This window comes from Solidesulfovibrio sp. C21 (assembly GCF_047785625.1).
GTDB lineage: Bacteria > Desulfobacterota > Desulfovibrionia > Desulfovibrionales > Desulfovibrionaceae > Solidesulfovibrio.
The window spans coordinates 1-25,780 of sequence record NZ_JBLODY010000017.1 but is presented as its reverse complement, the minus strand read 5'-3'; the positions used below and the strand labels follow the sequence as shown (position 1 = coordinate 25,780).

Genomic DNA, 25,780 nt, shown 5'->3' with positions numbered 1-25,780 from the left:
GGGGCCGGCTTGCCCAGGCAGCCAGCCCTCCCTGGATAGGTTATCTCCGGCCGTTATTCAAGGCGCGCCGGCGGCGATCCGGCCCTTGTCCGCCGGAGAAAGCGAAAGGGAAGTCCCCGGGCGGTGCCCCGGCCGACGTCCTGCGCGTCTCGCTCCCTGCCCGTCTACATCGCATACGCACCCGTTCCCGTGGCCATGGCCCCGGTCGGGGCGAATTGCGGCAGGACGACGAGCAAGGCGGTTTTCCCACGGCCGGACCAATCGCCAAGCGTCAGGGAGGCTTGCAGCCTGTACGCCCCGGGTTGGGCCAGGTCGCCGTCGCCGGTGGTATAAGCCAGAAAGCGTGTTTCCTCGTTTTCCGTCGTGATGTCCGCCGGCCATCTGGCCGTGGAGCCATCGGGCTTTCGCACCATGAGCGCCGCGTTTGTCGCGGCCGTGATGTCCCGGCCGCAATCGAGGACGATTTGAAGGCCCGTGTCGCCCTGATAGATCGTATCGGCCATGCTCCCTCCTTATGCCTGCTCCGTTTCGATGGGTGACGCCAGGCGTATGGCGACGGCAACTGCCGAGGCCCTTCGAACCGTTGTCGTGATGGGCGACGCCAGGCGCGCGACCTCGCGTATGACGATATCCCCGGCAAGCGATCGCGCCAGGAGGCGCAATACGCAAGCCGTGGCGCCGGCTGTTGTCGCCGCCGCCGCCGCAACAGCCCGGGCCGCAAGCGCCGCCTGGACGGCGTCGGGGACCACGATGGCGATAGGCGTCCCTGTGTGCTCGCCCGGGGTCGCGCCCAAAAAGGCCGGCAGCGCCTCGGCCAGGGCCGAGGCGAACGCGGACAGCCCCGTGCGCGCGACCACGGCGGACATGGCCGGCGCTACGGCGGCCCTTGCAGCGCCATGGGGCGCGCCCGCATTGACGACGGCTGCCAGGTGTGTCGCCACGGTTGCGCCTTTGGTTGCGACCTCGGCGGCCGTCGCAGGCGCGGCCGGGTGCAAAAGCGGCGCAGCCGGGGAACCGGCCACGATCGGCCGCGCCTGTGCCGTTCCGGCGGAGTGCGCCATACGCGCGGCCGTGACCCGGGCCCCTGCCGAGGGGGAGGAGGTCACGGACAGCGCGCAGTACAGCCGGCGCGGGGCGAAAATCTGCCACGGGTTTTCGTTTAGTTGGTTTAACGCATCGGCAGAAAGCATTTTGGAATAAACTATGGTCGGGCCGAATACTCCGCCGGTCGCCTCGCCGGGGGAGGTGCTGGAGTGGTTGCTGATTGTTATTGGTTGATGATTTGAAAAATCTGGAGCGATATCCAATGATGAACTGTAAAAAAATGAATACGCATTCGAAAAATTCCCATCACGATACCATAAAACGCTTGAATTGCTCTTGCATGCAGCAATACAAGAACTATAACGAGTTGTTGATATATAGTTCCCAGGAGAAACGACTTTTCCTTCAGTCGATTGTGTTTTGTAACCTAATAAGAGTTTGCCTTGATCATAGTATTGGCATACATCAATAGCAACCTGCGTTCCTGCATACGTTGTGTTTATCGGGATGGAAAATAAATGGCTCCATGATGGGAGAACATTTATTTTGTGAAAAACAATAATAGAAAAATCTGTTTTTATGTTTAATATGAGAGGATTGAAGTCAACGTATGCACCGTCTGTGCTGGAACCGGGGGAATAAATCGTCCCGTCGCCCTGGCGCTTGGCCGCTCCCATCAATACCAGCGGATACCCCGAAACATGGTCCCCATCAGCCGTGATAAAGCTGGCAAGGCCATCCGCCAACGGATGGCCCCAATCGATTTGCCAGCTTTCCGGGGGCTTTTGCCGCCACTGCTTGCGTAAAAAAATCGCCATGACCTAGGCCGTTTGCAGGGTCACGCCCTGGAACTGCGCCGTGCAATCCGTCCCCAGGGCCGCGCCCGATTTGTTGATGACCACGAGGCCCCATTTGGCCGGCATGACGCCGCCGAACGCGGCCGCCACGCTCATAAGCCGGCTGCGATAGGTGGTCGCGGCGGCCACCACGTTGACGGTGCCAAGCCGCACCAGGTTGGGCGGGCTGGTCAGCGTGGCCGCGCCGTCACTCCCGGTCATTCCCTCGCTGTAGCCCGTACCGCCGTCCACGGAGCCGTAGGCGTAGACTTCGACGGTGCCCGTGCTGGAGACGCCGGACGATCCCGATGTGAGGGCAAGCTGCACAAGCACATCCAGAAAAGCCGTCGTCGCGTTGTCCACGGCGTCGGACTGCCGCCCGGAGGCGCTCTCCAGTCCGTCCAGGGTGATGGTCAGGGCCTGCGCCGCCGTGCCGTATCGGGTTTTGATGTCGGCCATGGCGCTACTCCATCACCAGGATGCCGGCGGCATCGAAGGTTACGGAAAACGTGCCGCCCGTGACGCCTTTTTCCTCGCCGAAGTCGAGCAGGCACACCAGCGGACCGGTCAGCGCGCCCACGGTCTTGTCGGCGTAGACAGCGGCGTAACGGGCCGTGACCGTGGCTTCGGTCCAGCTCGGATCGTCGGCGTCGAGCACGGCCGTGGCGTCGGAGAGGGTCCAGGTCACCCCGGCGAGGGCCTTGCCGCCGACCGTGTAGCCCGTGCCGGAGACTTCCTGGCCGGCCACGTCGGCGTAGACGGCATGTCCCTCGCTCGGCGCATGGGCGCTGGTGAGCAGGGCCAGGCGCAAGGTGTCGGACGCCAGGGCGAAGACGCCGTCGCCCAGGGACCGCTTGAACGCCGGATAGATCAGGTTGGCCATTGTCGTGCCTCCTTGGTTAGACCTTGTAGTTGTAATTGTGGTTGTAGCTTTCCCGGAACCCGCTCGACTTGGTGGTCGATTCGCTGACGGAACGCTGGGTGGACTCGGTGGTGGAGGTGTTCGTGCGCTGGCCGATGGACTCGCTGTAGCCGATCTGGGCCGAGGCATTGACGGAGCTTAGGGCGCTGGCCGCCATCTGGGCCGAGACCTGGGCCCCGGAACGGATCTTTTCCGCTTCCAGGCGCAGCTCGCCGAGGGAATTTTGCAGCAGCATGTCCGCCTCCTTGATGGAGACCTCGGCCGCCTTGAGATAGGCGTCGATCTGCCCGGCATGGTCCTTGGCGCGCAGGTCGGCGTCGGCCCGGCGCGCGGCAAGGAGCGACTCGTAGCCCCGAAGGGCCAGTTCCTTGTCCTTGAGCAGTGCCTCGGCCCTTGCCCGGGCCTGGGTCAATTCGGCCTCGAAGCGGGACACGTCTGCCTTGTAGGCCTCGAGTCTGACCTTATTTGCCTCGGACGAAACGGCCAGCCGCGTTTCCGCCACGGTTTTAGCCGCGGCCACGCGTTCGCCGTAGGCCCTCACCTGTTCGGCGTAGATGCGCGCCTTGGCCTCCTGGCCGGCCATGGCCGCGGCCTGGGCGTTGTAGCGGGAGGTGTTGGCGTTGACCCCCGCCACGTAGGCCTGGATTTGGGCCTCGTAGGCGCTTAAGCGGTCGCGGCCGAGGGCCGACTTGGCCGCCGCGCCCTCCATGCGGGCCTTGTAGAGCCCGACCAGGGCGGAAACACCGGACAGTTCGGCCAGATACAGGTCCGCCGCGCGCTTTTGGGCCTCGCCGGAGAGTCGCGCCCCTTCGAAGCGCACCTTGTAGGCTTCGAGGTCGGACAGGGAGGCCCGGATGCGGGCCTCGAACACCGCCGCGTCGGCCTGGTAGCGGGCGAGCTGGGCGTTGTGGATGGCCACCTCGGCGTTGAGAGCCTCGTAGCCGTACTGGGCCAGCGCCTTGGCCCCGTCGAAGGCGCGGGCGGCGTGCTGGTTGAACAGCTCGATGTTTTGCGCCTCCAGGGTCAGCGCCTGCTCCACGACGGTCTTGTCCGCCGCCACGGCCAGATCGGCCTGCTTGACCAGGATCTTGAGGTTTTCCTCGGCCAGCCGGTCGGCGTGGTCGGCGTAGATCTGGCGCAGGAGGTCGGCCATGGGGCCGCTTAGGGCCGAGGCTCCCCGGGCGGCGAAGCTGTCGCCAAGTTCGGTCAGCCGTTTGGCCAGCTCGTCCTCGGCCCGCCTTTGCGCCCGCTGCCAGAGCCTTTCCTCCAGCTCGGCCCCCTGGCCCGCGCCGCCGTCGACAAGGGCTTTCGTGATTTTGTCCGTGACCGCCGCGCGCACCGGCGAGTCGTAGGTTTCCTCCCCCGGCAGGACGAAGAGGTTTCCCGGCGCGACAAGCTCGGGCATGGGCGGCCGTTCCCCCTCGAAGGTCGGGGTGATGGGGCCGGGGAGCTCGGGGATGGTGATGGGGTCGAAAACCGGCGGATCGGGCAGGCTGATGGCCGGATCGGCCGGGTACTCGATGTCCGGCACGCCCGGCGCGTCGCCCGGGGCCTCGGGCCAGACAAGATCCGGATCGTCCGGCAGGCTGATCTCCGGCGGGGCGACGGTGAAGTCCGGCGTTTCGAGGCCATCGAGGCTGGTGGTGGCCAGTTGCGGGGCGGTCGGCGCGGCGACCTCGCCGAGGCGCACGGCGTCGAGGTCCGGAACATCGGGCAGGCCGGCGTATTCCGGCGCGTCCGGCAGGTCGGGCAGGTCCACGGACGGGTAGGTGAGTCTGGCCACGCCGCCGAGCTGGTTTAAAAACGAGATGGCGGAAAGCCAGGCGTCGTTGGCGTAGTTCTGGGCCGTGTCGAACTTGTTGCGGACGATGCCGGCCGCGCCGGTGGAATCGCTCATGACGCCTCCTTGGGGATGATGATCGGGGTGAGTCCGGCGGCGGCCGCCTGGCCGAGTTCCTGGTCGTCGGCCACGAAAAGGCCGGTCAGGGCTTCGAGCTGGAGCAGGTAGGCCTGGTCGGCGGACAGGGCGTAGTGGAAAAAGCGGGGCAGGGCCACGTCCATGACCGGATTCATGCGGTAGGCCCCGATGGTCGCGCCGGTGCGGCCGTTATGGAGCGTCCAGGCGTTGACGCCGCTGGCCTGGGAGGCGCAGGCGTCGTCCATGGCGCAAAGGGGCTGGTTTCCGGTCCAGACCGAGGCCGCGGCGTCGTCTTCCCGGGCCACGTAGACGCGCACCGTGCCGTCCGTGTCGTGGGTCATGGCCACATGGTGCCACAGCCCGTATTCCAGGGGATCGGTCAGGGCCGGGGCGAAGCCGAACTGGCTTTCGAAGTTGGACAGCCGCGCCCCGAGCAGCCGGTTGCCGTTGTAGACAAAGAGTCCGGCCGCCTGGAGGCCGAGGATGAAGCCGTGGGGGTAGGGATAGGCGTGGCCGGCCGCATCGCGATAGGCGTCGCCGGTCAAAAGCGGCGCGTCCGGGCAGGCCGTGGCCGCGCGTTTCGCCCCGGCGAGTTCCTCGGTCTGTCTGGTGAAGTCCGTGTTCCAGGGCGACCAGGGATAGGTGACGGTTTCCGTCCAGCCGGGGTGGAGATGCGGCGAACAAAAGCCCAGCACCGGGGAGATGCTGCCCGGACAGTCCCAGGTGTATTCCGAGCCGTCCCCACTTTGCAGGAAATAGGCGCGGAAGGGGTTGAGCACGTCCCTGTCGTCGTAGGTGTAGTCGTACTCCAGGGGCTCGCGTAAGCGCATCAGGCAGCTGACGGAAAAAGGCGCGTTGTCGGGAATGTGGTCCCGGCCGAAAAGCAGGCCCGAGGCCGCGCCGCCGGGGAGCGCGAACACGCCCGGATCGCGCGCGATGCCGGCCTGGGGCAGGCCCTCGGGCATGGCCAGCCCGGCTTGCGAGGGCGCGATGACGGTGACGTCGTTGCCGAGCCCCAGGGACCAGCCGGCCAGGTCGCCGTCGGTGACGGCATTTTGCAGGCTTGTCATCCCCTCGTAGCGGGCAAGGCAGTCCGGGATGGCGAAAAAATCGCCTTCCTTCTCCGGGCGCGGCCGGAGCGGGGGGCGTTCGCCCGCCCGGGAGCTTTTGTGGCGCGGGGCCACGATGTCCACCCGGTCGAGGCTCCCGGTGCGGCCGCACACGATGGTTTCGCCGCCGGGGAGGCGCAGGACGCGGGAGCAGACCGGCAGGTCGAACACGTTTTCCCGGTCCATGACCGCAAGCTCCCGGAGCGCCTGGCCGCGCAGCCCGGCGAGCGTTGCGGCGTCGCCGTCGTAGCGCAGGCGCGCCGTGGGGCGGAAATTCCGGTTCACGCCAGCCTCCGGTCCAAGGGCAGGGCGACGAGGGTGACGGCCCCGAGGTCGAACGCGCCCCGGGCACTGCTCGCGATTGCCGCCTGCCAGTGCTCGCCGCGCCCCCGGCCGAGCCGGGCCATGGTTCGGCCCGGGAGCCCCTCGCTTCCGACCGGCCCGGCCGTACCTTCCAGGACCGAACCGTCCGAACTTTGGGCGGAAACGGCGGTTTCGCCGTCGATACGCCCTTCGAGGATCAGGCCGAGCAGCCGCTTGGGGCCGGGCTGGCCGCAGTCGGTCGCCGGCAGGGTCAGGCGCGCGGCAATGGGTGCGCCGTCGTCGGTGTCCCCGCCGATCCGGTAGAGCCGCTTGCCGTCGGAGAAAACGACCGCCCCGCCGTGGCGGCAGGCGGCAACGACCGGCAGGCCGGCCAGGCTCGTTACCGCGCCGCTGTCCAGTTCCAGGGAAAAACCGATGGTCGTCATCACCACTCCTCGCCGACGGCGGCGTCACAGGGACAGGTTTCAAAAATCGCGTCGCCGGGCCTGGCCAGGCCGCGCGCGCCAAGGGCCGCCGCCTGGAGCATCGCCTGTACGATGGCGATTTCCCGGCCCTCGGCCGAAGCGTCCGGCACGGGTAGGGACAGGCCTCCCGGGGCCAGGGAACCGGGCGTGCCGCCGGCGGCGCAGCGCGGCCGGGGAAGCAGGCAAAGCGCCCTTGCGACGCGTCCCGCCTCGCCACGGCCCAGGTTGCGCCACAGGGGCATTGTGACGCGCCCCGCGACCAGCACGCCCGTCCGGGCCGCACCCGTGCTTCGCGTCCGGCCAAGGCGCATGGCCGCCGCCGCGCCGCCGCCCGCCTGGGCGGATATCTCGGGAAGCGAGGGGGCAAGACGGACCTTGCCGCCGCAAGCCGCGCCCAGGGCGGCGGTCGGAAGCGTCACTGCAACCAGGACCGACCCGGCCGAGCCGGATACGGTTGGATGCGGGATGCGGGCAGAACCGCGCGCCCCCGCGCCTGCCCGGCAGCGCATCCAGCCGGAGGGAACTTCCAGGGACGCGTTGCCGCCGAAGGTGCCTGAAGCATCAAGGGCGGCAGTCGGCAGGATGACCGCGTCGGCCGTGGCCCGGGCGAAAAAGACCGCCGCGTTCTGGCGCACCGTGAAAAAGGAGCCGGCGGTCAAGGCGTAGTCCACCACGGCGTAGTAGGCCGACTCGCCGAGTACGGGCAGGCCGGCGACCGCGTCCTGGGACGCGCCGCAGGTCCAGTCGAGCGCCACCCAGCGGCCGTCGGCAACCCGGCGGTAACCCACCCAGCTGTGCCCCTCGCGGTCGATGCCCACCCGGCCGAAAGCCGTGACCAGCCGGTCGGCCGGCACTCCGGCGGCGAACAGCAGGGCATGCAACAGGATGGCCCCGTCCTCGCAGTCGCCGCTGCCCCGGAAATAGGTGCCCAGGGCACAGTTCCAGACATCCGTGTCGTCGTCGCCGTCCGCAACGTAGACCACGCGCCGGGCCACGGCCGCGAGCATGGCTCCGGCCAGGACGTCCCAGCCCGCCGAAGCATCCACCAGGGATGCTGCCACGGCGGCCAGTTCGGGATCGTCCAGGCAGAGCAGGCCGACCACGGCGGCGGACCCGGCCTGGCTGGTCACGGGGCTGTTCAGGCCGCACAGGTAGGCATGGGCGGCGAGGACCGGCAGTGTCGCCACACCGGAGGCCATGCGCGCGGAAGCGGCGTCCAGGCCGTTGGCGGTCATGGCGGGAAGCGCGGCTTTCCCGCAGGCTCCGGCGAGCCCCAGGCCGAACAGGGGGGGGAGCGTCGCCCGGGCCTTGCGGGCCAGGCTGGCCTGTCCGGCGATTTCCGGGATCGGCAGGCTGCCCCCGCCCCAGGCCGGACGCCAGCCGTCGGTCGTCGCCAGGGTGGTCAGTCCGGTCAGGGACATGCTTGCGGCCGGCAGCCAGTCGCCCGAGGCGGCGATTTCCGGGATCGGCAGGGGAATGCCGTCGGCGGCGGTGACCACGCCGCAGGTGCCGGTCCCCGCAACATCCCACTGAAGGGCGGCCAGTCCCGAGGCGGTGAGGTGTTCTTCCTCCACGGCCTCCATGGTCAGCAGGTACTGTTCAAGAGAGGACATGGCGCCTCCCCGGCAGCACGAGCCGCACGCGCACTCCGGCAAAGGGGTTGTGCCGCGAGCTTTGCTCCGGCGCGGGGCCGGCGGAGGACGGTTCCGCGTCGCTCAGGTCCTGGAGGGGTCGGGGAAGCAGGGGCGGCACGGGCCGTTCGGTCGCGCCGGCATCCGGTGCTTCCGGTATCTCCGGTAGAGGGGTCAGCATGGGCGTCACCTTCGGGAAAAAGGATTGTCGGCGGACTCAGAACGTGCCGTAGAGCACGAGTTCGGACACGAGGTAGTTGCCGTAGATGTCCGGCTTGAAGTCCGAAATCACCATGCGGTAGGCCAGGAAATAGTGGCTGTCGGGGATATCCATGCGGTCGGACAGGAACACGGCCGGGTCCCACCAGGAGCAGTCCTCGTCGTCGTAGGGGCTGTCGTAGACCATGCGCATCCCGGTGAAGTCCTTCATGTCCAGAAGCGTGGTCCAGTGGGCCTCGTCGTTGGAGCCTTCCAGGGTGAAGCTGGTGGGATTGGCGCAGGGTCCGGAGCCACACGGGCAGTAGATGCGCTCGTCGGAGACGCTGCAGGCGAACTGGAAGCCGGTGAGCTTCAGCGGCTCGGTGAAGCGCGCGCCGACGTATTCGGGCACGGCGTTTTTCGGGTCGGGCCGCCAGCAGCCGTTGACCATATCGCCCTGGCCGATCATCTGGTTGCGCACGGACCAGGGTTCGTGGGCGCCGTTGGTGGAGTAGAAGACTTCGCCCGGGGTGCGCACCACGCGGTCCTCGTCGGCCGGGACGTGGCCGAAGACATCGTTGAAGCGGCGCACGAAAAGCAGGTCCCGGTAAAGAGCCGGCGCGGCGGCGTCGGGGCTGACCATGGTGACGGCATCGCCCGAGCGGCTGTAGATGGAGACGGATTCCATGGCGTTTTCCTACAGTTGGAAGGCGACGTCGCCGCCGAGTTGCAGGGTGCCGGTCACCACGATGCCGCCTGCCGGCATGTCCCCGCGATACCAGACCACGCTGGTCCGTCCCGTGCCGTCGTCGTCCTGGAGATAGACGGCGTCCCCCGCGGCAAGGGGTTTCGACAGGTCGGTCGCCGCCGGGATCAGCGTGTCCCAGATGTCCACGGTCTCGAAGGAACGGTACACGCCCGTGGCCTCGACCCGGATGCCCTTGACCAGGGCCAGGGCGTAGCGGGAGGCGTCCGCGTCCGGCAGGTAGAACCGGCCGTAGCCGTAATGGGCCAGCTTGAGCGAGAAATCGTCGTCGTCGCCGGTGTCGGAATAGATGGTTTCCAGCGTCGGCAGGGGCTCGCCGGGGGTGAGGGTCCCGGAGAGCAGGCCGCTTCGGGGCGTCTGGGACAGGGTGACCCGGCTGCCGTAGGAATAGGGCGTGGCCCGGGCCGTATCGAAGGCCTGGCCGCAGGTCACGCGGATGCGGGCGGGAAAGCCTTCGAAGCGACAGTGCATGGAAAGCGGATAGATGTCGGACATGGTCTTTTCCTAGCGGTTGTATTTTTTATGGCTGGTCGGCCGGGGGGCGGGGTGTGGCGGCCGCGTGCGGCGCATATTTGAAGAATACGCCTTCGCGCCCGCTCCACCCCGCCCCCCGGCTCAGGCCACAAGTCCCATGCGCAGGGGTGCATTTATAGGAATCCCCTTTTGAAAGTTTTTGAGGGTAGGGGGTCCGGGGGGAGGGAACTTTTTTCAAAAAGTTCCCTCCCCCCGGTTCCTCCTCTCCCCCTCCCTACGAGGCCGGCATGGTGACGACGAAGCTGTCGATGGTGGTGGTGGCTCCGGCGGTGATGGCGGTGCTCGACATGTTGAGCTGGGCTCCGGAGGTGGAGACCGAACCGTCGAAGCGGGCGTGGCTGGTATCCGAGCCGGTCGTCATGTCGTTGGCGTAGAAGCGGAACCAGCCGGCGGTGCCGGTGGAAGCGGCCGCGCCGGACCAGACTTCGGAGGAGGCCTTGGCGCAGGAGCCGCCGGAGGGGGCGGCGAAGTTGAGCCCGTTTACGGCCGTGCCGGCGGTGAAGGTCCCGGAGGAGACGGTGATCTCCAGGAGAGGGGAAACGCTTTCGCCGTCGTCGGCGCTGGAGGGCTGCACGCCCGGGAAGATGCGGATCACGCCGTTTTGCATGATGGTCTTGAAACCTTCGGTGCCGAGCAGCTTGTTGCGAAGACCGGTGGAGAGACGCAGGGCCATAGGTGGCGCTCCTTTGTGTTGTTGCTAGGCGTTGATGAAGAGCAGGTAACGGCGGTTTGTGGCCACGGCGCGGGCCTTCCCCGGCGGGATGGCGGCCGCGGCTAGGCGCGTGACCCGGCCGTCGGCCTCGCCCCGGTAGATGCCGTCCCCCCCGGCCCAAAGGGCCGCGTCGCCGGCAAGCGTCTGTCCGGCCACGGCCTCGCGACGGCCGGCGGTCAGGGCGACGTCGCTGCCGGACAGGGGCGGCGTGGGACAGACCCGCTTGAAGGTCATGGCCTTTTTCGGGTCGTACCCGGCGGCAAAAACCACGCCGGCGTCGTCGCCGATGTAGAGCCCGCCGCCGACGGCGCGCAGAAACCGCACCCGGCCGGTGGCTGGCGGCAGGAACCCGGCCACGCCGTCCACCCAGTCGAAGAGCCCGGCCCCTTCGGTAAAGCGCACCAGATTGCCGGAGGCGATCCAGATGCGGCCGGCAAAGTGGGCCAGGTGCCCGCCGGGCGGCGGCGGGACGAAACGGCCGGAACGGTCCGGGCCCGGATAGGTCCCCCCGCCCCAGGGCAGGGCGGTGCCGTCGCGGAGGCGGCCGGTTTCGAAGCCGTTGGTGAAGTAGACCGTGTCGCCGACGGTGAGGAAGACGACGCGGCCTTCGGGGGTGAGGTCCCCACGCAAAAGGCGCGGTTCGCCCTGGCCCGGGATCAGCCAGATGCCGCCCTCGCGCGCGCCGTAGAGGTTCGCGCCGTCGGAGAAAAGCGTCGCGAATCCCGCTTCCCCGATGGCCGCGTAGCCGGGACGGCGGCGGATGCGGCCGGAGACGACCTCGACGTTTACGGCTCGGGCCAGTTCGAAGCGGCCGGTGTCCGGTTCGCAGACCAGGGACAGGGGCGATCCCGACTGGCCAAGGCCCAGGCAACGGGTGAGCCGCATGTCCTTGCTCACGGCCAGTCCTCCCCGAAGACCGGCAGGCCGCCGTCCCAGGGGGCGGGAATATCGGCCGGCTCGTCCTGGATGACAGCCGGACCGGTCAGGATGACTAGTTCCGCCAGGGCGGCCTCGAAACGCCGGGCATAGGCGGCGGTCTGGGGCTTTTTGCCATCGGCCCCTTCCTCCAGGCGTTCGAAGATCTCCCGGCAGGCGAAGCTGACCAGAAGCGGTCCGGCCAGATGCGGCGGGAGACAATCCGGCTTGTCGGACAGGGCGACCAGCGGATCGGGCAGGCGGTAGTAGCCGACGGTCAGCGTCGCGTCGGCGGTCGGCGCGGGCCGGGCGTAGAGTCTTCCGGCTCCGGCGGCCACGCAGCGGATGCGCCCGCGCGCGCCGAAGCGGATTTCCCGCCGAAGCGAAGCCAGGTCCGGCGCCACCCGGACCCGGCCACGCCCGGGGAGGAGGAAGGCATAAACGGGACCGTGCTGCATATCCGTCGGCAGCGCGGCATGCCCCTGTCCCACCGGGAAGGTGAGTTGCGCCTCGGCGGCGAGCCCCGGCAGACGGGCGGCGGCGGCGGCGGCCATAAGCCCGCGCCCGAGCGCCCGCAGGATTTCGCTCTCGCCGACCGCCGGATCGCCGACGATGCCGGCCACCTCGGCCATAAGCCCGGCCACGGTGTCGGGGCAGGCGTTTTTCTGTCCTTCGGCCGCGGCCCGGGGCAGGGAGAGTTGCGCTTGCGCCATCACATCCTCCAAAGTCGTCTCTTGCGCGCTGGGGCTAGTCCAGGGTCAGAAAGCAGGGCTGACACAGCCCGGCGGTGAAGGCCGCGCCAAAGGCCACGCCGGCCACGGGCTGGTCAGTGTCCAGGGTGGCGTTCATGGCCGTGAGGCTGCCGGCCGTGGCCCCGGGCACCAGCATGCTGCCCACTTCGGCCGTGCCGCCGGCCAGGCAGCAGCCCACGCCGCCGGTCTGGGCGAAGTAGTAGTGCCCGGCCGGAACGTCGCAGGGCGTGACTCCGGCCGGCAGGTTCTCCTCGGTGGCCGAGGCTGTCACCCCGGCCCAGGGCGAGGGCACGAGGGACACCTTGGATGCGGCGGTCAGCGCGCCGCGCACGGGTTCGGCCAGGGTGAGGATCACCGTGCCCGAGGCGGGGCAGGCGGTGTTGGAGAGGATGCGGTACTGCCGGCCCTGGCCGGAGGCGTCGGCCACCTGGAGGAAGCCGTCCTCATAGGCGTTTTCGGCCACGGCCGCCGTCCCCACGGTCAGGGAGACGACCCGGTCGCCGACGGCGGCTTCGGTGGCGGCAAGGTTCTGGTGTGCGGCCACGGCGGCCGGGGCCATGCCGAGGCTGCCGGCGGCCAGGACCGACGCGCCGGCCTTGGCGTAGCGAAACTTGCGGCCGTCGGCGGTGATGCGCAGCGCGCCGATGGTCTCGCGTTTGGCCGGCGAGGTCTCGGCCACGTCCTGGGTGAAGGAGAGCTTCATGGGTTGGGCCATCATTTCCTCCTGAAGAATTGGGGTGTCGGTGCCTAGGACAGGTTGGAGTGGCAGGCGTGGGCCTTGCGGTTGGAACAGATCAGGTTGCCGTGCCAGAGGATCTTCATGGAGCGCCCGGCCGGGCCGGCCAGGTCGACCCAGGGCTGGCGGGCGAAAAAGCCATTCTGGTGGATGGCGAAGCCGAGGTAGTTGGTGTTGACGGCGAAGCAGTGTCCGGCCGGACAGTAGTCGTCGGCGGCCAGGACCATGCCCTCGTAGACGAGGTGGGTGAAGCCGGCGCTGGCCACGCCGTCGTCGGTGACGAAGCGCTGCTGCACCTGGAGGATGCGGGAGACCTTGTTGTAGAGCGACTCGGTGGTCACGGCCACGTTGGGCTTGCCGTCGCGGCCGTCGGAGACCTTGGCCGCGCTGCGCAGCTCCTGGAGCGTTTCGAGGCTCATGGTCGCGGCCGCGTTGTTGGTCACGCCCTTCCAGGGGGTGGTGCCGTCGGCGGCCACGAGGTCGGCTTCGGCGATGCCGCCGTAGGCCTTGTCCGCATCGGTGCTGGTCAGCGCCCGCAGACCGGTCAGTGTCGGGGCCTCGTCGCCGGCGGCGGAATAGAGCGTCGAGGCCAGCCAACTGGAGCAGGTGCGCTGGGCGGTCTCGATTTTCTGGGTCACGAACTGCACGGCCGCGTAGTCGCCGCTGGCCGCCACCTCGTCGGTCAGATAGACCGTGGCGTTGCCGTAGGCGTGCTTCCAATGGAAGGCGGCGGCGTTGACCGACACCCGGTCGTCGCTCGAAAGGGTGTCGGAGCGGGTGAAAAAGCCGCCCTCGGCGTCGGAGTAGTTGAGCGGCACGCGGATTTTTTCGCCCCCGGCCGGCCGCTCGAAGAGCCCCGCCTGCCGGTTCATGAGCAGGTCGAGGAGGAAGGAATTGCGGAAGTAGATATCCACGGCCCGACCGCCGGCGGCCGCGAAATAGTCGCTGGTGATGGCTTCGATTTCGGTCATGGAAAGCGACATGAGGCGTCCTCCCTGGTTGGGTTAGATGTCGCCGGACTGGCGACGGGCTAAAAGGCGGGCGGCCAGCACGGCGTTGATGCCGCCGAATTTTTCGGGCGCGGCCAGATCGGGATCGGTCCCTTCGCCGCGACCGGCCCCGGACGGGGTGCGGCTCAAGGTCCGGGCCAGGCGCTTGGTCCGGATGCGTTCCAGGGCCTTGGCCTCGGCCTGCGCGGCCGCTTCCTGGCGGGTTTTCTCCAGGACGGCTTCGTGGGCCTGCCCTTCGGTTTCGAGCCTGGCGGCGAAATAGGCGCCCACGTCGTCCAGCAGCGTGTTGGCGCGCTTCTGGGCTTCCAAAGCTCCGGAGGCGGCCAGCTCCCGGTAATCCGGATGCTCGGCCACGAAGCGGGCCATGAGCGTGTCGCGTTCGTCCTTGTGGCGCTTGTCCTCCAGGGCATCGAGGCGGGAGGCGAGCAGCGCTTCGAGGCGGTTTTCCAGGGCCGAGAGAAACGACTGCGGGTCGGCGGCAGACGCGTCGGCGGTTGGCGCGACCGGGGGCGTCTGCGGCAAGGTGCGGGGTTCGGCGTCCATATCTCCCCTTGCGGGTTAAAGGGTTGTCGGGAGCCGGCGAAGCCGGGCCGTCGGCGTATGGAAGCGGCCGCTAGAGGCCGTTTCTGGCGATGAAGCGTTCCCTGACTTCCCGGCGCACCGCGTCGTTTCGGGCCGCGGGGAGGCGAAATTCCCCTTCCTCCATGGGGCGGATCTTTTCGCCGCGCAGAAACCGCCGGTAGTTGGCGCGGCTGGGGTCGGCCAGAAAGGCGCGGACATGGGGGCTTGGCGACGCCTTGTCCACGACGTCGGTGACCGAGGCGATCCAGTCGGCGTCGGCGCGGTAGGCCCTGCCCGCGGACACGAGCCGTGTTGCCGCGCCGCCGCAGCCGCAGACCCCATCACTCCCGTCCATCGGGGCCATGGCTTCAAAGACCCTGCCGCACACCCGGCAGCGGAAGTCATAAAGCGGCATACTCACCCTCCTTCCCGGCCTTTCCGGCCAAGGGGGCCCGGGGGGAATTATTCCCCCCGGTGGTGGGGTCCAGGGGAGGCAAAGCCTCCCCTGGGTCTTTTTTCCCTTCCATCCTCTCCAGCACGCCGGCGCGGCTGGACCAGTCGAGCTTTTCGAGCAGGTCGCGGCGGTCGATGGCCCCCATCTGGTAGAGGGCCAGGGCTTCCTCGCGCTGTTGGACGCGGGAGACGGGCATGGTGGAGCCGGAGACGACGGTCAGGCGGGCCGGGATGCGGCATTTGGCCCCGTGGATGGGCGCAGCCATGGCGCGGCCGTTCTCGGTGAAGCTGATCCAGCGTTCTTCGGTGTACCAGTTCTGCATGTGGCTTAAAAACATGCGGCCGCGTTCGCGGATCAGCCGGGAGTAGTTGCGGATCTTGCCGCGAAGGAGCGTGGCCGCCTGTTCGATCAGGGCGGCGATGGCCTTGTAGGCGATGACGGGATGGTCGGGAGCCGTGGCGCGCTCGATCTCGCCGATGCCGGAAATCTGGCTGAACAGTTCCCGATAGATGCCGAGCACCGATTCGATATCCTTGGTGTTGTTGGTGAATTCCAGGTAGCGGATGCCCTGGGCGGCGGCCATGGACGCCGGGTTGACGATGCCCTGGCGGTTGGTGAAGGCGGCGTTGGCCACGCCCGAGTCGCGGGGGTTGATGATTTTGGGTCGGGCGCAGCGGTCCTTGTGGTAGGTGAGCTGGGACAGGCACTTGTTGACTTCGAGCTGGAGCTCGGCGAGCTGCTCGAAGTCCGACGCGCCCCAGAGGCTGGCCGGATCGGTCAGCGAATTGGCCAGGGTGAAGGGAAAGCGGTCGTAGAGGTAGCTGGCCACGGCCTCGGCCGGCTCCAGCTCCGGGTTGACCGAAGGGTTGCCCTGGTCGGAGAGCACGACCGCGCCGGCCCCGGCCACGGTGACGCAGCGAATAAACCCCGGATAGCGCGGCACGTCGCCGTCCATGGTGTAGTCGCGCACCCAGCATTCGCACACGAGGGTCGCGTCGTCGCTGGGGCCGTCGCCGCCGCTTGCGCCGACGATGGCCCGCACCACCTCGCCGAAGCGGCCGAAAAGCCCCTGGCGCGAGCCGTCGCCCGTGATCGCCTCGCGGCGGCCGTCGCCAAGCTGGGCCAGAAGGGCGGCGTCGCTGGTCAGCTTGTCCGCCGCCCGGGGCCAGCGGCGTTTGGCTTCGCGCAGGCTTACGGGGGTAAAGTGGAGCACGGCCTCGGCGTCCTGGATGTCCAGGCAGGAGGTGGGGTAGACGCCGAAGGCGAAGGGGTCGACCACCACGGTGCGCACTTCGCCGAGGCCATATTCCAGGTCCGGGTCGAACACGACCTTTTCCACGGCCAGGCCGTAGGTCTCGCCGTTTATGACCGAGCGCTCGAAAATGGCCTGCTGTTCCTGCTCGGTCCACCACCAGGCGGCGGCGCGCTCCAGGGCCCGGAAAAGTTCTTCGTCGCCGGCCGGCCCCACCCGGTTGACGTTGAAGGTGGGGTTGTTGTCGGTGAGCATGTTGACGGTGCGCTGGCGGTGCAGGTGGAGCAGGTTGGCGCTGACCAGCGGCACTCCGGGGTGGACGCCCCCCCGCCAGGCCCGGTTGCGGCCCAGCCGGTAGTTGCTGGTCCATTTGTCGGCCAGTCCCAGCCGGACCTTGTCCGTGACCACGGCGTGGAGCAGTTCGAAGACGCGCCGGCCGACCTGCTCCGGCCGATCGGCCGGGGGCAGCAGCTCGTGGGAACACGTGGGTTCGGCCATTATTTTCCTCCCTTGCGGGGGCGCTTCTTGGTTTCCTGGCGGATGGCGGGCTGCCCGATGGCCAGGGTTCCCTGGTCGGTTTCGAGGCTGCCGCGCCCTCCCGGCCCGTAGCCCTGGGGATGGTGGCGGCAGAAGGGACAACGGGCGTCGTCAAAGGACGCCTCGGGATCAAAGGGCGGTGGGAAGCCGGGCTCCAGGGGGCCGAACACGGCGCCGGTCAGCGGCGGGGTGAGGTCGGTGGGGTCAAAGGCGGCTATTGCGGCGTGGCAGAGTCGGCAGCGCAGGATCATGTTTGGGCCTCCCTTTTGGCGGCGGCTTCCCGTGCCGCCCGCAACCCCCATCAGTCCATGGGAGCCGGCCCAAAACCAGTCAGTCCGCGTCAATTTTTCGGGGGAGGCCCGCTTTGGGCGGAATCGACTGAGTGCTCAGGGGAGAAATGCGTTTGAAAATGAGAAAAAAATCCCAAGGACACGGCATGTTGGGGGCCATTTGCATTGTACCCTGCCGGGCTTTGCGGTAGCTTGGGACGCAACAAAATTTTTTCCCAGGGAAGGAGACGCCTATGCTTGGTACGGAAAAGAAAGTCCGGGCTCTGTACGGCGACGTCATGGGAAGCCAGGCCGATAGCCCGGCCATCGAAGCCAAGGAAACCGCCACCTCGGCCCGGGCCGGGCTTTTCGTCGCCCTGCTGGCCGTGATTTTGGCCATTGGGGTCTATGTGGCCCTGAGCGCCAAATTGTCGTCGGTGGCCGATGTGACGACCCAGATGGCGGCGCTCGACGCCAAGGTGGCGGCGCTTGACGCCAAGGTGGCGACGTTCGACACGCTGCCGGCCAAGATCCACAAGCAGATGCAGGCGGACCGTCTGGCCGCCTTTGCCGCCGCGGCCCAGGGGCTGGCCGCAAGCCTGGACACCGACACCCAGAAGGCCGCCATGGCCAAGATCGCGGAGGCGGCCAAGGCGCTTCAGGCCGAAGTGGCCAAGTAGGACCTCGCGGCAGGGTTTCGAGCGGCCGTATGCGTCCGAGGGCGACAGGCTCGGATGGTTTTTTTTAAGGGACGCAGCATTGGTTCCGGGGAGGACGTGATGACGGACTTTGTTGTCGGCCTTTCCGACGGCTACCACTCCGTCGCCTTTGCCGATGGGCTCGAGCCGGCCGACCGGCGGCCGTTTTCCATTGCCGCGCCGGTCAGCCTGCCGAGCCTGCCGCGGGAGGCGACGATCCGGACGGACGCCCTGGCGGAAATTCCCCGTGGCGCGCTCGCGGATCGCAACGCATAAACTTCGCCGCACGAGCAAAAGGCCGCGTCCCAAGGGATGCGGCCTTTTTTATGGTGCCGGAGGCGTGCTTGCGGCTATTTCTGGAAATGGGTCAGGGCTTTGTTGAGCTCGTAGAGCAGGGTGGTCAGCCGCACCAGATAGGCCTCGTAGAGCTTTTGCACGTCGGAAGCGGCGGGAAGCTCGATCTCCTGGTTCCGGGCCGTCAGGAAATACACCATGTTGTTGAGGAAGGTGATGATGTTCTTGCTGCGGCCGTAGATGTACTGGTTGACCTCGGCTTCGTCCGTGCGGCCGAGCTTGAGGGAGATGTAGAGGATGTCGATGAGGTTGTTGAGGCTGGTCGTGACCTTCTGGTGGGTATCGAAGAGGAAGCGGATTTTTTTGTATTCCGCGCTGTCCTTGTCTTTTTCATAGGTCTGGAGCAGGCCCACGATACGGCCGTCGGATGGGCGCGTCTCGCCGTAATACTTGATGACGTCGTCCATCATGACGACAAGGGTCGCCTCGTCGGGTTGCCGGGCCTGCTCCGGGGGCTTGGCCGCGACGGGGCCGGCCGTCAGGGCAAGCAGGCAGGCAAGCGCCGCCAGGCAGGCAAGACGGGGAAAAAAAGCAGCCCTGCGGGCGTTGTGTTCCTGGTTCATGCGCGCGAAGGGTTACGACTTTTTCTTTTTGTTGCAGGTGTCGCAGGGGGCTTCCTGGCCGCCCTTGGGGGCCACCTTGCGCAGCACGCTTTCAAAATCATCCAGCGGGGCCGCGCCGCGCACCGAAACACCGTTGATCACAAAGGTGGGCGTGCTTTCGATGTCAAAGCGCCGCGCCTCGGCCACATCGTCGTCGATGCGCTTGGCCAGGGCGGGATTTTTCAGATCGCGCTTGAGCCTGGGGACATCCGCGCCAAGTTTGACGGCCAGGGCGTACAGGGCCGGCTCGCCGGCCTGCTCGATCTCGGGCTGGGCCGCGAAGACCGCATCGTGGAAGGCAAAGGCCAGTTTCGGGTCCTGGGCGGCCAGGGCTTCGTAAAGCAGCGCCGCCTGCCGGGACAGGTCGTCCGTGGCGTAATGTTTGAAAAGCACCCGCACCGAGTCCGGATGGCGTTCCATGAATTTTTTGAGCGTCAAGGCGCCCTGGGCGCAGTAGGGGCACAGGAAATCGGAATAGACCACCACCGTGATCGGGGCATTGGCCGGGCCGCGCATGGCCCGGGCCGGGTCGATGGTCGGCGACAGGGGCTTTTTGAGCTCCTCGGCCAGCTGGGCCTGGCGCGTTACGTCCTGGTTTTCCTGCTGGCCGGCCAGGACAAGGGCGTAAAGCTCCTGCTTCTGCTTGGCCAGGGCGTCGAGAACCATGTCGGGATGCTCGTTTAAGGTCTGGCGCACGGCGTTGTCCGAGGCGGCCGGCGAACAGGCGAAAAGGACCAGGGTGGCGAGCATGACAAAAGCGGTGCGCGCAAGCATTGGCGGTTCCTTTGAAAACGGATGAGCTCGACTGAAGAGCCTACCTTGGGATGAGGGAATTGCAACAATTATTTGCGAAGTGCAAGGGAAACAGGCGGCAACGATTGCTTTTTTTTTGCGCTGGGGTAAGCAGGGCAATAACCCTTTTCCGAACTGGGAGGGCAGGGACGCATACGGATGCCAAGGAGGCAGCATGAAACGGATCGCTGTGTTTTTTTTCGCGCTGGTGCTGTGCGGCGCGGCAGCGGCGGCGCTGGCCGCCGGGGATGCCGCCAAGGGGGAGCAAATGGCCAAGGGTTGTGCCTGCCATAAGAGCAAGGGCGACCTCAACGGCAAGGATGTCGCCGTGTTGACCGCCCAGATGCAAGCCTTCAAGGAAGGCAAGGGCGAGAACAAGGCCATGATCTTCATCATGAAAAAACAGTCGGACGAGAATATCGCCGATCTGGCCGCCTACTACGCCTCGCTGCCCAAGAAGTAGGCGTACGGCTTGCTTCGTCCGCCCAAAAAGGCCATGGGAACGCGTCGCTCCCATGGCCTTTTTGCAAGGTGGCTTTCATGAAACGCATCCTTTCCCTGACGCTGCGCATCGCCCTTGTGGCGGGCTGTTTGATCTGGGCCCTGTGGGGCGTCGACCTGCGCGGCCTGGGGCGCACCCTAGCGGCCTTTCCTCTATGGGCGGTGGCCCTGTACGCCGTCATGCCCCTGGCCGGGGTCGTGCTGCCGGGGCTTCGGCTGCGTTTCCTCATGGCCGACCGCATCGGGCCGGCGACCGGCGTGCGGGCGTGCCTTATGAGCGTGGCGCTCAACAACGTGCTGCCGGCCAGGCTCGGGGAAATGGCCAAGGCGCTGTATCTGCGCCGCGAGGCGAAGGTCTCCCTGGGCCGTTCGCTGGAGGCCGTGTTCTGGGAACGGTTTTTCGATCTCAACGCCTTGCTGGTTCTGGGCGCGGCCGTGGCGGCGCTGCTCGGCCAGGGGATGGTCCTGTATCCGCTGCTGGCCATCGTGGGCGGGGGATGGGGGTTTCTTGCCCTGCTGCGGCTGCGTCCCGGCGCGGCCCATGCCCTGACGCGGCTGATCCCGGGCGAGGGGCTGCGGCTTTTCGCGGCCGAGATCCTGGGATTTTTGTCCGCCAACCTGCGGCTCGGATTTTTGGCGCGGCTGGCGCTTTGGACCCTGGGCACCTGGGTCGGCTACCTGATCATGTACGCCGTGGGGCTTTGCCTGATGGCCGGGCTGCCGGCCGATCCGGTGCTGGTGCTGACGGTTTTCGCCGTGGCCACCCTCGGCTTCGCCATACCCGGCGCGCCCGGAGGCATGGGCGTGTACGAGGCCTCGGTGGTGCTGGCCCTCGGCTGGTTCGGGGTGGACCGGGACCGGGCCTTTGCCGTGGGGCTGGCCATGCATTTGTTGCAGTACCTGCCGGTGACCCTGGCGGGACTCTGGAGTCTGGCCGCAAGCGGCATGAGCCTTCGCGACCTGCGCGGCCAGGCGAGGCAGGCCCGGGAGGAAGCCGTCTGAGGCCGGGCGCGGGGGGGCCAGCCGCCTCCGCGCGATTCGCATGCGCTTATTTCACGGGCACGGCGTTCCCTCCGAGTTTTTCCCGATGCTTGTCCAGGTGCCACTGGTAGAAGATGTCGGTCAGGCCGGCGATCACGTGGTCCTTGACCGGCAGCCAGCGGAGCTTGCCGGCCTTGGCGTCGATGGCGCCGCTGGCCAGGAATTCCAGGCCCAGCAACTGGTCACGGCTGACCCGGTCCTCGGCCACATGGCGGATGCGGGCCACCATCCAGAATTCGTGCGATCCCGCCACGCGCGGCTCGTTGAACTGGAGGTGCACCACCACCCGGTCGCCCGTGGTCATGTCCAGCTCCCGCTCCCGGACAAGCGGTGCGCGCAGGGCTAGGCGCATGCCCCCGGCCGAGATGTCGGCCAGTCGCGCCAGGCCGCTTTGGAAATCGCTCCCCTTGATGGCCGGCGCGTCCGGGGAAAACCCCCGGCACTTGTCGTAGCGCCATAAAAACGCCTTGTGTAGCCGCGACAGCTCCGGTTCCACCCGCAGGCTCTTGCGCCGCTGGCCGAAGACGAGCCTTTCCGGTTCGTTCAGGCGCAACCTGGCCTGCCCGGTCTGTCCCGTGGCCGCCGCCCGGATACGACTGTCGAAGGTGTAGAAGTCTTCGTCCAGGCTGCCGTTGCGCAGTACCACCCGAAAATAGCCCTTCACGTCCAGACCCACCCAATGGGGACCGGCCGCGGCCTTGCCGGCGCTTTCGAGCAAAAGTCCGCGCGACGAGAAATCCAGGATGGCGCATTCGAGCTCTCGAAGGCCCGTCACGGCCTGGGGGAGGGACAGAAAACAGTGGGAGCGTTGCGTGATGGCTTCTTCCATGAGACGGCGGGACTGCTTATGCGCGGTCATGGTGGGGCTCACGACGATGCGATCCGTTGGTTGCCGGAGGGAAAACGGACGCGCTTCGGTTATGGATTGGTACGACATGCCGGATGCGGGACCCGGTGGGCTTTTCCTACAATAGAAATCGCGGTCAGGGCAATGACCGCCAGCAACGAGGATTTCCTCGTTTGCCGCAGGTCCCCGGACTCTTTTCAATTTTCCCGGCCCGTGCTACCTGGCCGGCCGTGTTCGTGTTGCACGGACGGGGGAATTCTTATGGGCAAGGAGAGGGGAGAAATGGTTGCGGCATGGTTCCGGATCAGCGTCGTTTTTACGGCGCTGCTTTTTTTCGGCGCATCCGAGGCATGGACCAAGACGGTTTTCCTGGGCGGGAGCCAGACGGCCGGCTGGGACTACGTGGGCGGGTTTGAAGGCGTGATCAACAAGGGCATGGTGAGCAACACCACGGCCAGGATTCTCAAGAGCCTCTCGCCGGTGGTGCGGATGCGGCCGGAAAAGGTCTTCATCCTGGAAGGCGTAAACGAGTTGTGGAGTCCCAACGCCAGCATACTGGCCCGGTACCGGGAAATCCTGCGCCGCATCGGCCAGGGTTCACCCAAGACGCTCATCTTCGTGCAAAGCGTTTTGCCGGTGGTCAACCGGCCGGACCTGTCCAACGACAAGATCGTGGAACTCAACGCCGGGCTCAAGGCGCTTTGCGCCGAGATGCCCCACTGCCTCTACATCGACCTGCACAGTCATTTCGCCGTCAACGGGGCGCTCAATGCGGGCCTTACCTCCGATGGCGTGCACCTGCGCTCGGAAGGCTACGCCCTGTGGCGGTCGGTGATCGACAAGTACGTCACGCTCTCAAACGAGGAGCTTACCCGGCCCGAAACGTTGGCCGGACTTGGCGTTGCGCCGCCGCCGGCCAACTGACGGCGCAAGGGCGCACGGACCAAGGCGAGCTTGTCGACAAAGCCAAGTGGATCAGGCTGCTGAAAAGGTTCGAGTGGAAGGCGCAAGAAAACTCCAAGGCCGACGCGTAGATCACTACGCGAGGGTTTGGAGTTTTTGAAGCAACGCAGCCATCGGGCCTTTATCAGCGGTCTGAGGTGGGCCATGCCCGCCTTTTTTCATGCGTAGTCGAAAAATACCTGCGAAAGATTGTGGTTTCATGTAACGTGGGCACAGGCTCCGAAAAAAACGAGGAGGATCGCCCATGAAACGTGTGCTCGCGGTGTTCGTCGCTTTACTTGTGTGCTGTTCGGCCGCCACGGCCCTGGCCTGGAAGAAGCCGCCCTTTGAAAATGTGGATAAGAACAAGGACGGCCTCATCGTTTACGAGGAAATGGTGGTCTTCAACTCGGGATTGACGCTGGTGCGCTACGGCGTCATCGACCGCAACAAGGACGGCAGGATCGACCGGGCGGAATATGCGGCCATGGGCGGTCGCACGGTCGGACGCGCGGCCCGGGGCAAACATTCCAAAAAGGTTTGGTGGCGCTGCTCGGGTCGGGAGGGCATGGACCTTTTCATGCGCGGCACGGACCTGCTTATTGCCGGCGACAACGCGGCCGCGGTCGCCATGCTTTCCCAGGCCGTGACCAAGCGGCTTTGCGTGGATTACCTGAGCTACGCCTACTACAACCTGGGCATTGCCTGCATGCGTCTTGGCGATGACGCCTGCGCCAAGGCGAGCCTGGAGAATGCCCGGGCGCTCAATGTCAACAATACGGTGCCGCCAAACGATTTCGGTCTTTCCGGCACGCCACGGGCGGCCGGCCGGCCGTAGCCGCGCTCGGGCCGGCCGTCTGAAAACGCTGCGGGGGGGACGTCGGGTCGGCCGTTTCCCCCGCAACGCGCGGCTGGCGCTCTTGACAGGCCGGGGCGGGATGTTCAACCAAGGGCGCAAGGTGATTGCCGGCATTGCGGCGGTCACGCGGAGGCAGCTCTTGGGCAACGTGCTCATCATCGACGACGATCAGACCATACGCGACGCTCTGGCCAGGGTGGTGACCCGGCTTGGCCACGCGCCCCAGATGGCCGCCACCCTGTCCGAGGGCCTTCGCCGGGCCGGCGACAAGGATGTGGACGTGGTCTTTCTCGACGTGCGCATGCCCGACGGCAACGGCCTCGACGCCATCAGCGACATCCGCCGCACGCCCTCGAATCCCGAAGTCATCGTCATTACCGGCTGGGGCGACCCGGACGGCGCGGAACGGGCCATGCGCCAGGGCGCGTGGGACTATATCGAGAAGCCGCCGTCGGTCAAAACCATGACCGCGCCCCTGGTCAGCGCCATGGAGCACCGATGCCGGGGCCGGGATGCGGCCAAGCCGGTGTCGAGTTTCCATTTTACAGGCATTGTCGGCGACAACGCCAAGCGGGCCCAGTGCCTGGATCAGGCCGCCAAGGCCGCGCCGAGCGACGTCAATGTGCTGCTGACCGGTCCCACCGGCGCCGGCAAGGAGCTTTTCGCCCGGGCCATTCACGACGGGAGCCCCCGCAGGGACGGGGCCTTCGTGGTGGTGGACTGCGCGGCCCTGCCGGCGGGCATTGTGGAAAGCGTGCTCTTCGGCTCGGAAAAGGGCGTGTACACCGGCGCGGATCGGCGTCGGGAGGGGGTGCTGTTGCGGGCCCATGGCGGCACGCTGTTTCTGGACGAAGTGGCGGAGATGCCGCTTTCGGTGCAAAAGGCCTTTTTGCGCGTGCTCCAGGAACGCCGGGTGCGCCCCGTGGGCGGCCTCGAAGAGGCGGCCTGCGATTTCCGGCTGGTGGCCGCCACCAACCAGGACCTGCCGGAGATGGTGCGCCAGGGGATGTTCCGGGAGGACCTGCTGTTCCGGTTGCAGGGCGTGAGCATCGAGCTGCCGCCCCTGGCCGGGCATCCCGAGGACATCCTGGAATTCGCCGATCATTTCGTCGTCGAGGCGGCGGACAGGCTGGGGGTCGCCCCCCGGGTCTTTTCCGAGGACTTTTCCCGGGCCCTGCTCGCCTACCCCTGGCCCGGCAACGTGCGGGAACTCAAAAACACCATGGACGGCGCATTGGCTTTGGCCGGCGGCGACAAGGTGCTGCTGCCCGTGCATCTGCCCCTGCACATCCGGGTCTGCGTCGCCCGCAACCGGGTTTCCGCCCGGGCTGCCGCCGCGACCGCCGCGCCCTGGCCCATGGCCGGAGGACTGCCCCTGGCCGCAAGCCTGCCGCCTTTCCGCGAATTTCGCGACAAGGGCGAGGCCGAGTACCTGCGCGTCCTGACCGGACGTTTCTCCGGCGACATTTCCCGCATGCTCGACGTCTCGGGGCTGTCGCGCTCCAGGCTCTACGCCCTGCTCAAAAAGCACGGCCTGTCGGCCACAGGGACGTAAGGGCCGTCATTTCCGGGCTGTCCGGGCGGGCTTTTTTCACCGCCGGCTAAAGATGGCCCTTCCCCCCGTCGAAAGGAACACCAAGGGACGACACGCGTAACCGACACGGGGTCGGCTGCGTCGTCGCGCCGCCCCGGACGGTGTCCAGGTGAAATACGTCGTGATCCTCATCGGCATCATCGGTCTCGTGACCTACATCTTCGTGGGCGGCCCCAGTGCCGTCACCGGGAGAGAGGAGACGTACACCGATCGCCGCCAGGCCGTCTGGGAAGCCATCTCCGGACTTGAGGCCAGACGCCGCGACATGCTCATCCGGGCCAGCATGGACATGGGCACGGCCTATTCCCCGGTGTCCAAGCTGTCCCGGGGCGGAGCCTACGCCGCCGGCTACCGGGCGGGATTCGGCCAGGGTTACTTCGAAGGCAGCTTTCTGTCCGAAAGCCGCCGCCCAAACCCACTTTTTTTCGCTATTCCAAATCCTTAAGAAGAGGATAAGAGAATGCGAGAGGGGAAACCCTTTTGCAAAGGGTTCTCCCCTCTCGCGCTCTCCCCTTCCCAAAGTTTCTACCGTTACGGATGCCGTACGGCTAACACATTATTATTATTAAAAGTCTTTGGAAGGGGGCTTGGGGGAAACCTTTCTTC

Annotated in this window: 30 protein-coding genes; 8 read left to right on the top strand and 22 right to left on the bottom strand. The window is 67.0% G+C overall.

Annotated features, from left to right (window positions below; genetic code table 11):
- Positions 1-164: 164 nt before the first annotated feature.
- From ACMZ6R_RS07585 to ACMZ6R_RS07495, 19 genes are all read right to left on the bottom strand, one after another.
- On the bottom strand, positions 165-503 hold the full coding sequence (locus ACMZ6R_RS07585; protein ID WP_416110313.1) for a hypothetical protein: 339 nt from the start codon (positions 501-503) through the stop codon (positions 165-167).
- A 9-nt stretch (positions 504-512) separates the two neighbouring features.
- On the bottom strand, positions 513-1,862 hold the full coding sequence (locus ACMZ6R_RS07580; protein ID WP_416110312.1) for a hypothetical protein: 1,350 nt from the start codon (positions 1,860-1,862) through the stop codon (positions 513-515).
- A 3-nt stretch (positions 1,863-1,865) separates the two neighbouring features.
- A complete protein-coding gene (locus tag ACMZ6R_RS07575; RefSeq protein ID WP_416110311.1) occupies positions 1,866-2,339 on the bottom strand; it encodes a hypothetical protein in 474 nt (157 codons plus the stop codon).
- A 4-nt stretch (positions 2,340-2,343) separates the two neighbouring features.
- A complete protein-coding gene (locus ACMZ6R_RS07570) occupies positions 2,344-2,763 on the bottom strand; it encodes a hypothetical protein (RefSeq protein ID WP_416110310.1) in 420 nt (139 codons plus the stop codon).
- 16 nt (positions 2,764-2,779) lie between these two features.
- Entirely contained in the window at positions 2,780-4,699 is a 1,920-nt protein-coding gene (locus ACMZ6R_RS07565) for a hypothetical protein (RefSeq protein WP_416110309.1), read from the bottom strand.
- The gene (locus ACMZ6R_RS07560) at positions 4,696-6,114 is read right to left on the bottom strand and encodes a hypothetical protein (RefSeq protein WP_416110308.1); all 1,419 of its coding nucleotides are present in this window, start codon (positions 6,112-6,114) and stop codon (positions 4,696-4,698) included. The genes ACMZ6R_RS07565 and ACMZ6R_RS07560 overlap by 4 nt, the downstream gene beginning before the upstream one ends.
- Positions 6,111-6,578: a hypothetical protein gene (locus ACMZ6R_RS07555; protein ID WP_416110307.1), complete on the bottom strand. Its 468-nt coding sequence runs from the start codon at positions 6,576-6,578 to the stop codon at positions 6,111-6,113. Before ACMZ6R_RS07555 ends, ACMZ6R_RS07560 begins: the two co-directional genes overlap by 4 nt.
- The gene (locus ACMZ6R_RS07550) at positions 6,578-8,230 is read right to left on the bottom strand and encodes a transglutaminase-like domain-containing protein (protein ID WP_416110306.1); all 1,653 of its coding nucleotides are present in this window, start codon (positions 8,228-8,230) and stop codon (positions 6,578-6,580) included. Before ACMZ6R_RS07550 ends, ACMZ6R_RS07555 begins: the two co-directional genes overlap by 1 nt.
- 235 nt (positions 8,231-8,465) lie before the next feature.
- Positions 8,466-9,134 (bottom strand): hypothetical protein, encoded by a 669-nt coding sequence (locus ACMZ6R_RS07545; protein WP_416110305.1) that lies wholly within the window; start codon positions 9,132-9,134, stop codon positions 8,466-8,468.
- A gap of 9 nt (positions 9,135-9,143) precedes the next feature.
- Positions 9,144-9,707, bottom strand: a complete 564-nt coding sequence (locus ACMZ6R_RS07540) for a hypothetical protein (protein WP_416110304.1) — start codon at positions 9,705-9,707, stop codon at positions 9,144-9,146.
- 253 nt (positions 9,708-9,960) lie between these two features.
- Positions 9,961-10,419, bottom strand: a complete 459-nt coding sequence (locus tag ACMZ6R_RS07535; protein WP_416110303.1) for a hypothetical protein — start codon at positions 10,417-10,419, stop codon at positions 9,961-9,963.
- A gap of 24 nt (positions 10,420-10,443) precedes the next feature.
- A complete protein-coding gene (locus ACMZ6R_RS07530; protein WP_416110302.1) occupies positions 10,444-11,355 on the bottom strand; it encodes a hypothetical protein in 912 nt (303 codons plus the stop codon).
- A complete protein-coding gene (locus ACMZ6R_RS07525; RefSeq protein ID WP_416110301.1) occupies positions 11,352-12,086 on the bottom strand; it encodes a hypothetical protein in 735 nt (244 codons plus the stop codon). The genes ACMZ6R_RS07530 and ACMZ6R_RS07525 overlap by 4 nt, the downstream gene beginning before the upstream one ends.
- 34 nt (positions 12,087-12,120) lie before the next feature.
- Complete coding sequence (locus ACMZ6R_RS07520; RefSeq protein ID WP_416110300.1) at positions 12,121-12,840, bottom strand: hypothetical protein; 720 nt, start codon at positions 12,838-12,840, stop codon at positions 12,121-12,123.
- 32 nt (positions 12,841-12,872) lie between these two features.
- The gene (locus ACMZ6R_RS07515) at positions 12,873-13,844 is read right to left on the bottom strand and encodes a phage major capsid protein (RefSeq protein WP_416110299.1); all 972 of its coding nucleotides are present in this window, start codon (positions 13,842-13,844) and stop codon (positions 12,873-12,875) included.
- A 21-nt stretch (positions 13,845-13,865) separates the two neighbouring features.
- Positions 13,866-14,414 carry a hypothetical protein gene (locus ACMZ6R_RS07510; RefSeq protein ID WP_416110298.1) on the bottom strand — a complete coding sequence of 183 codons (549 nt, stop codon included), beginning with the start codon at positions 14,412-14,414 and terminating at the stop codon, positions 13,866-13,868.
- Positions 14,415-14,484: 70 nt separating this feature from the next.
- Positions 14,485-14,847, bottom strand: coding sequence for a zinc ribbon domain-containing protein (locus ACMZ6R_RS07505; protein ID WP_416110297.1), 363 nt, complete (start codon positions 14,845-14,847; stop codon positions 14,485-14,487).
- Complete coding sequence (locus tag ACMZ6R_RS07500) at positions 14,834-16,636, bottom strand: hypothetical protein (RefSeq protein WP_416110296.1); 1,803 nt, start codon at positions 16,634-16,636, stop codon at positions 14,834-14,836. Before ACMZ6R_RS07500 ends, ACMZ6R_RS07505 begins: the two co-directional genes overlap by 14 nt.
- Entirely contained in the window at positions 16,636-16,926 is a 291-nt protein-coding gene (locus ACMZ6R_RS07495; RefSeq protein WP_416110295.1) for a hypothetical protein, read from the bottom strand. The genes ACMZ6R_RS07500 and ACMZ6R_RS07495 overlap by 1 nt, the downstream gene beginning before the upstream one ends.
- Positions 16,927-17,198: 272 nt before the next feature.
- On the opposite strand from ACMZ6R_RS07495, the gene ACMZ6R_RS07490 reads away from it, so the two are divergent.
- Positions 17,199-17,624, top strand: a complete 426-nt coding sequence (locus tag ACMZ6R_RS07490) for a hypothetical protein (RefSeq protein ID WP_416110294.1) — start codon at positions 17,199-17,201, stop codon at positions 17,622-17,624.
- Between the two features lie 99 nt (positions 17,625-17,723).
- Positions 17,724-17,918, top strand: coding sequence for a hypothetical protein (locus ACMZ6R_RS07485; RefSeq protein ID WP_416110293.1), 195 nt, complete (start codon positions 17,724-17,726; stop codon positions 17,916-17,918).
- Positions 17,919-17,992: 74 nt separating this feature from the next.
- Here the strand turns inward: ACMZ6R_RS07485 and ACMZ6R_RS07480 are convergent, their stop codons facing one another.
- On the bottom strand, positions 17,993-18,559 hold the full coding sequence (locus tag ACMZ6R_RS07480) for a hypothetical protein (protein WP_416110292.1): 567 nt from the start codon (positions 18,557-18,559) through the stop codon (positions 17,993-17,995).
- Positions 18,560-18,571: 12 nt separating this feature from the next.
- Positions 18,572-19,372 carry a thioredoxin domain-containing protein gene (locus ACMZ6R_RS07475; RefSeq protein WP_416110291.1) on the bottom strand — a complete coding sequence of 267 codons (801 nt, stop codon included), beginning with the start codon at positions 19,370-19,372 and terminating at the stop codon, positions 18,572-18,574.
- 193 nt (positions 19,373-19,565) lie between these two features.
- On the opposite strand from ACMZ6R_RS07475, the gene ACMZ6R_RS07470 reads away from it, so the two are divergent.
- Entirely contained in the window at positions 19,566-19,853 is a 288-nt protein-coding gene (locus tag ACMZ6R_RS07470; protein WP_416110290.1) for a c-type cytochrome, read from the top strand.
- Positions 19,854-19,930: 77 nt separating this feature from the next.
- Positions 19,931-20,893 (top strand): lysylphosphatidylglycerol synthase transmembrane domain-containing protein, encoded by a 963-nt coding sequence (locus ACMZ6R_RS07465; RefSeq protein ID WP_416110289.1) that lies wholly within the window; start codon positions 19,931-19,933, stop codon positions 20,891-20,893.
- A gap of 46 nt (positions 20,894-20,939) precedes the next feature.
- On the opposite strand, the gene ACMZ6R_RS07460 is transcribed toward ACMZ6R_RS07465, so the two are convergent.
- Positions 20,940-21,791, bottom strand: a complete 852-nt coding sequence (locus tag ACMZ6R_RS07460) for a PilZ domain-containing protein (RefSeq protein ID WP_416110288.1) — start codon at positions 21,789-21,791, stop codon at positions 20,940-20,942.
- A 270-nt stretch (positions 21,792-22,061) separates the two neighbouring features.
- Between ACMZ6R_RS07460 and ACMZ6R_RS07455 the strand changes: the two genes are divergently transcribed.
- The 4 genes from ACMZ6R_RS07455 to ACMZ6R_RS07440 all read left to right on the top strand — a co-directional run bounded on the left by ACMZ6R_RS07455 (position 22,062) and on the right by ACMZ6R_RS07440 (position 25,619).
- Positions 22,062-22,703, top strand: a complete 642-nt coding sequence (locus ACMZ6R_RS07455; RefSeq protein WP_416110287.1) for a GDSL-type esterase/lipase family protein — start codon at positions 22,062-22,064, stop codon at positions 22,701-22,703.
- Between the two features lie 283 nt (positions 22,704-22,986).
- Complete coding sequence (locus ACMZ6R_RS07450; protein ID WP_416110286.1) at positions 22,987-23,559, top strand: EF-hand domain-containing protein; 573 nt, start codon at positions 22,987-22,989, stop codon at positions 23,557-23,559.
- A 160-nt stretch (positions 23,560-23,719) separates the two neighbouring features.
- Positions 23,720-25,135: a sigma-54-dependent transcriptional regulator gene (locus tag ACMZ6R_RS07445; protein WP_416110285.1), complete on the top strand. Its 1,416-nt coding sequence runs from the start codon at positions 23,720-23,722 to the stop codon at positions 25,133-25,135.
- Between the two features lie 148 nt (positions 25,136-25,283).
- Positions 25,284-25,619, top strand: coding sequence for a hypothetical protein (locus ACMZ6R_RS07440; RefSeq protein ID WP_416110284.1), 336 nt, complete (start codon positions 25,284-25,286; stop codon positions 25,617-25,619).
- Positions 25,620-25,780 lie beyond the last annotated feature (161 nt).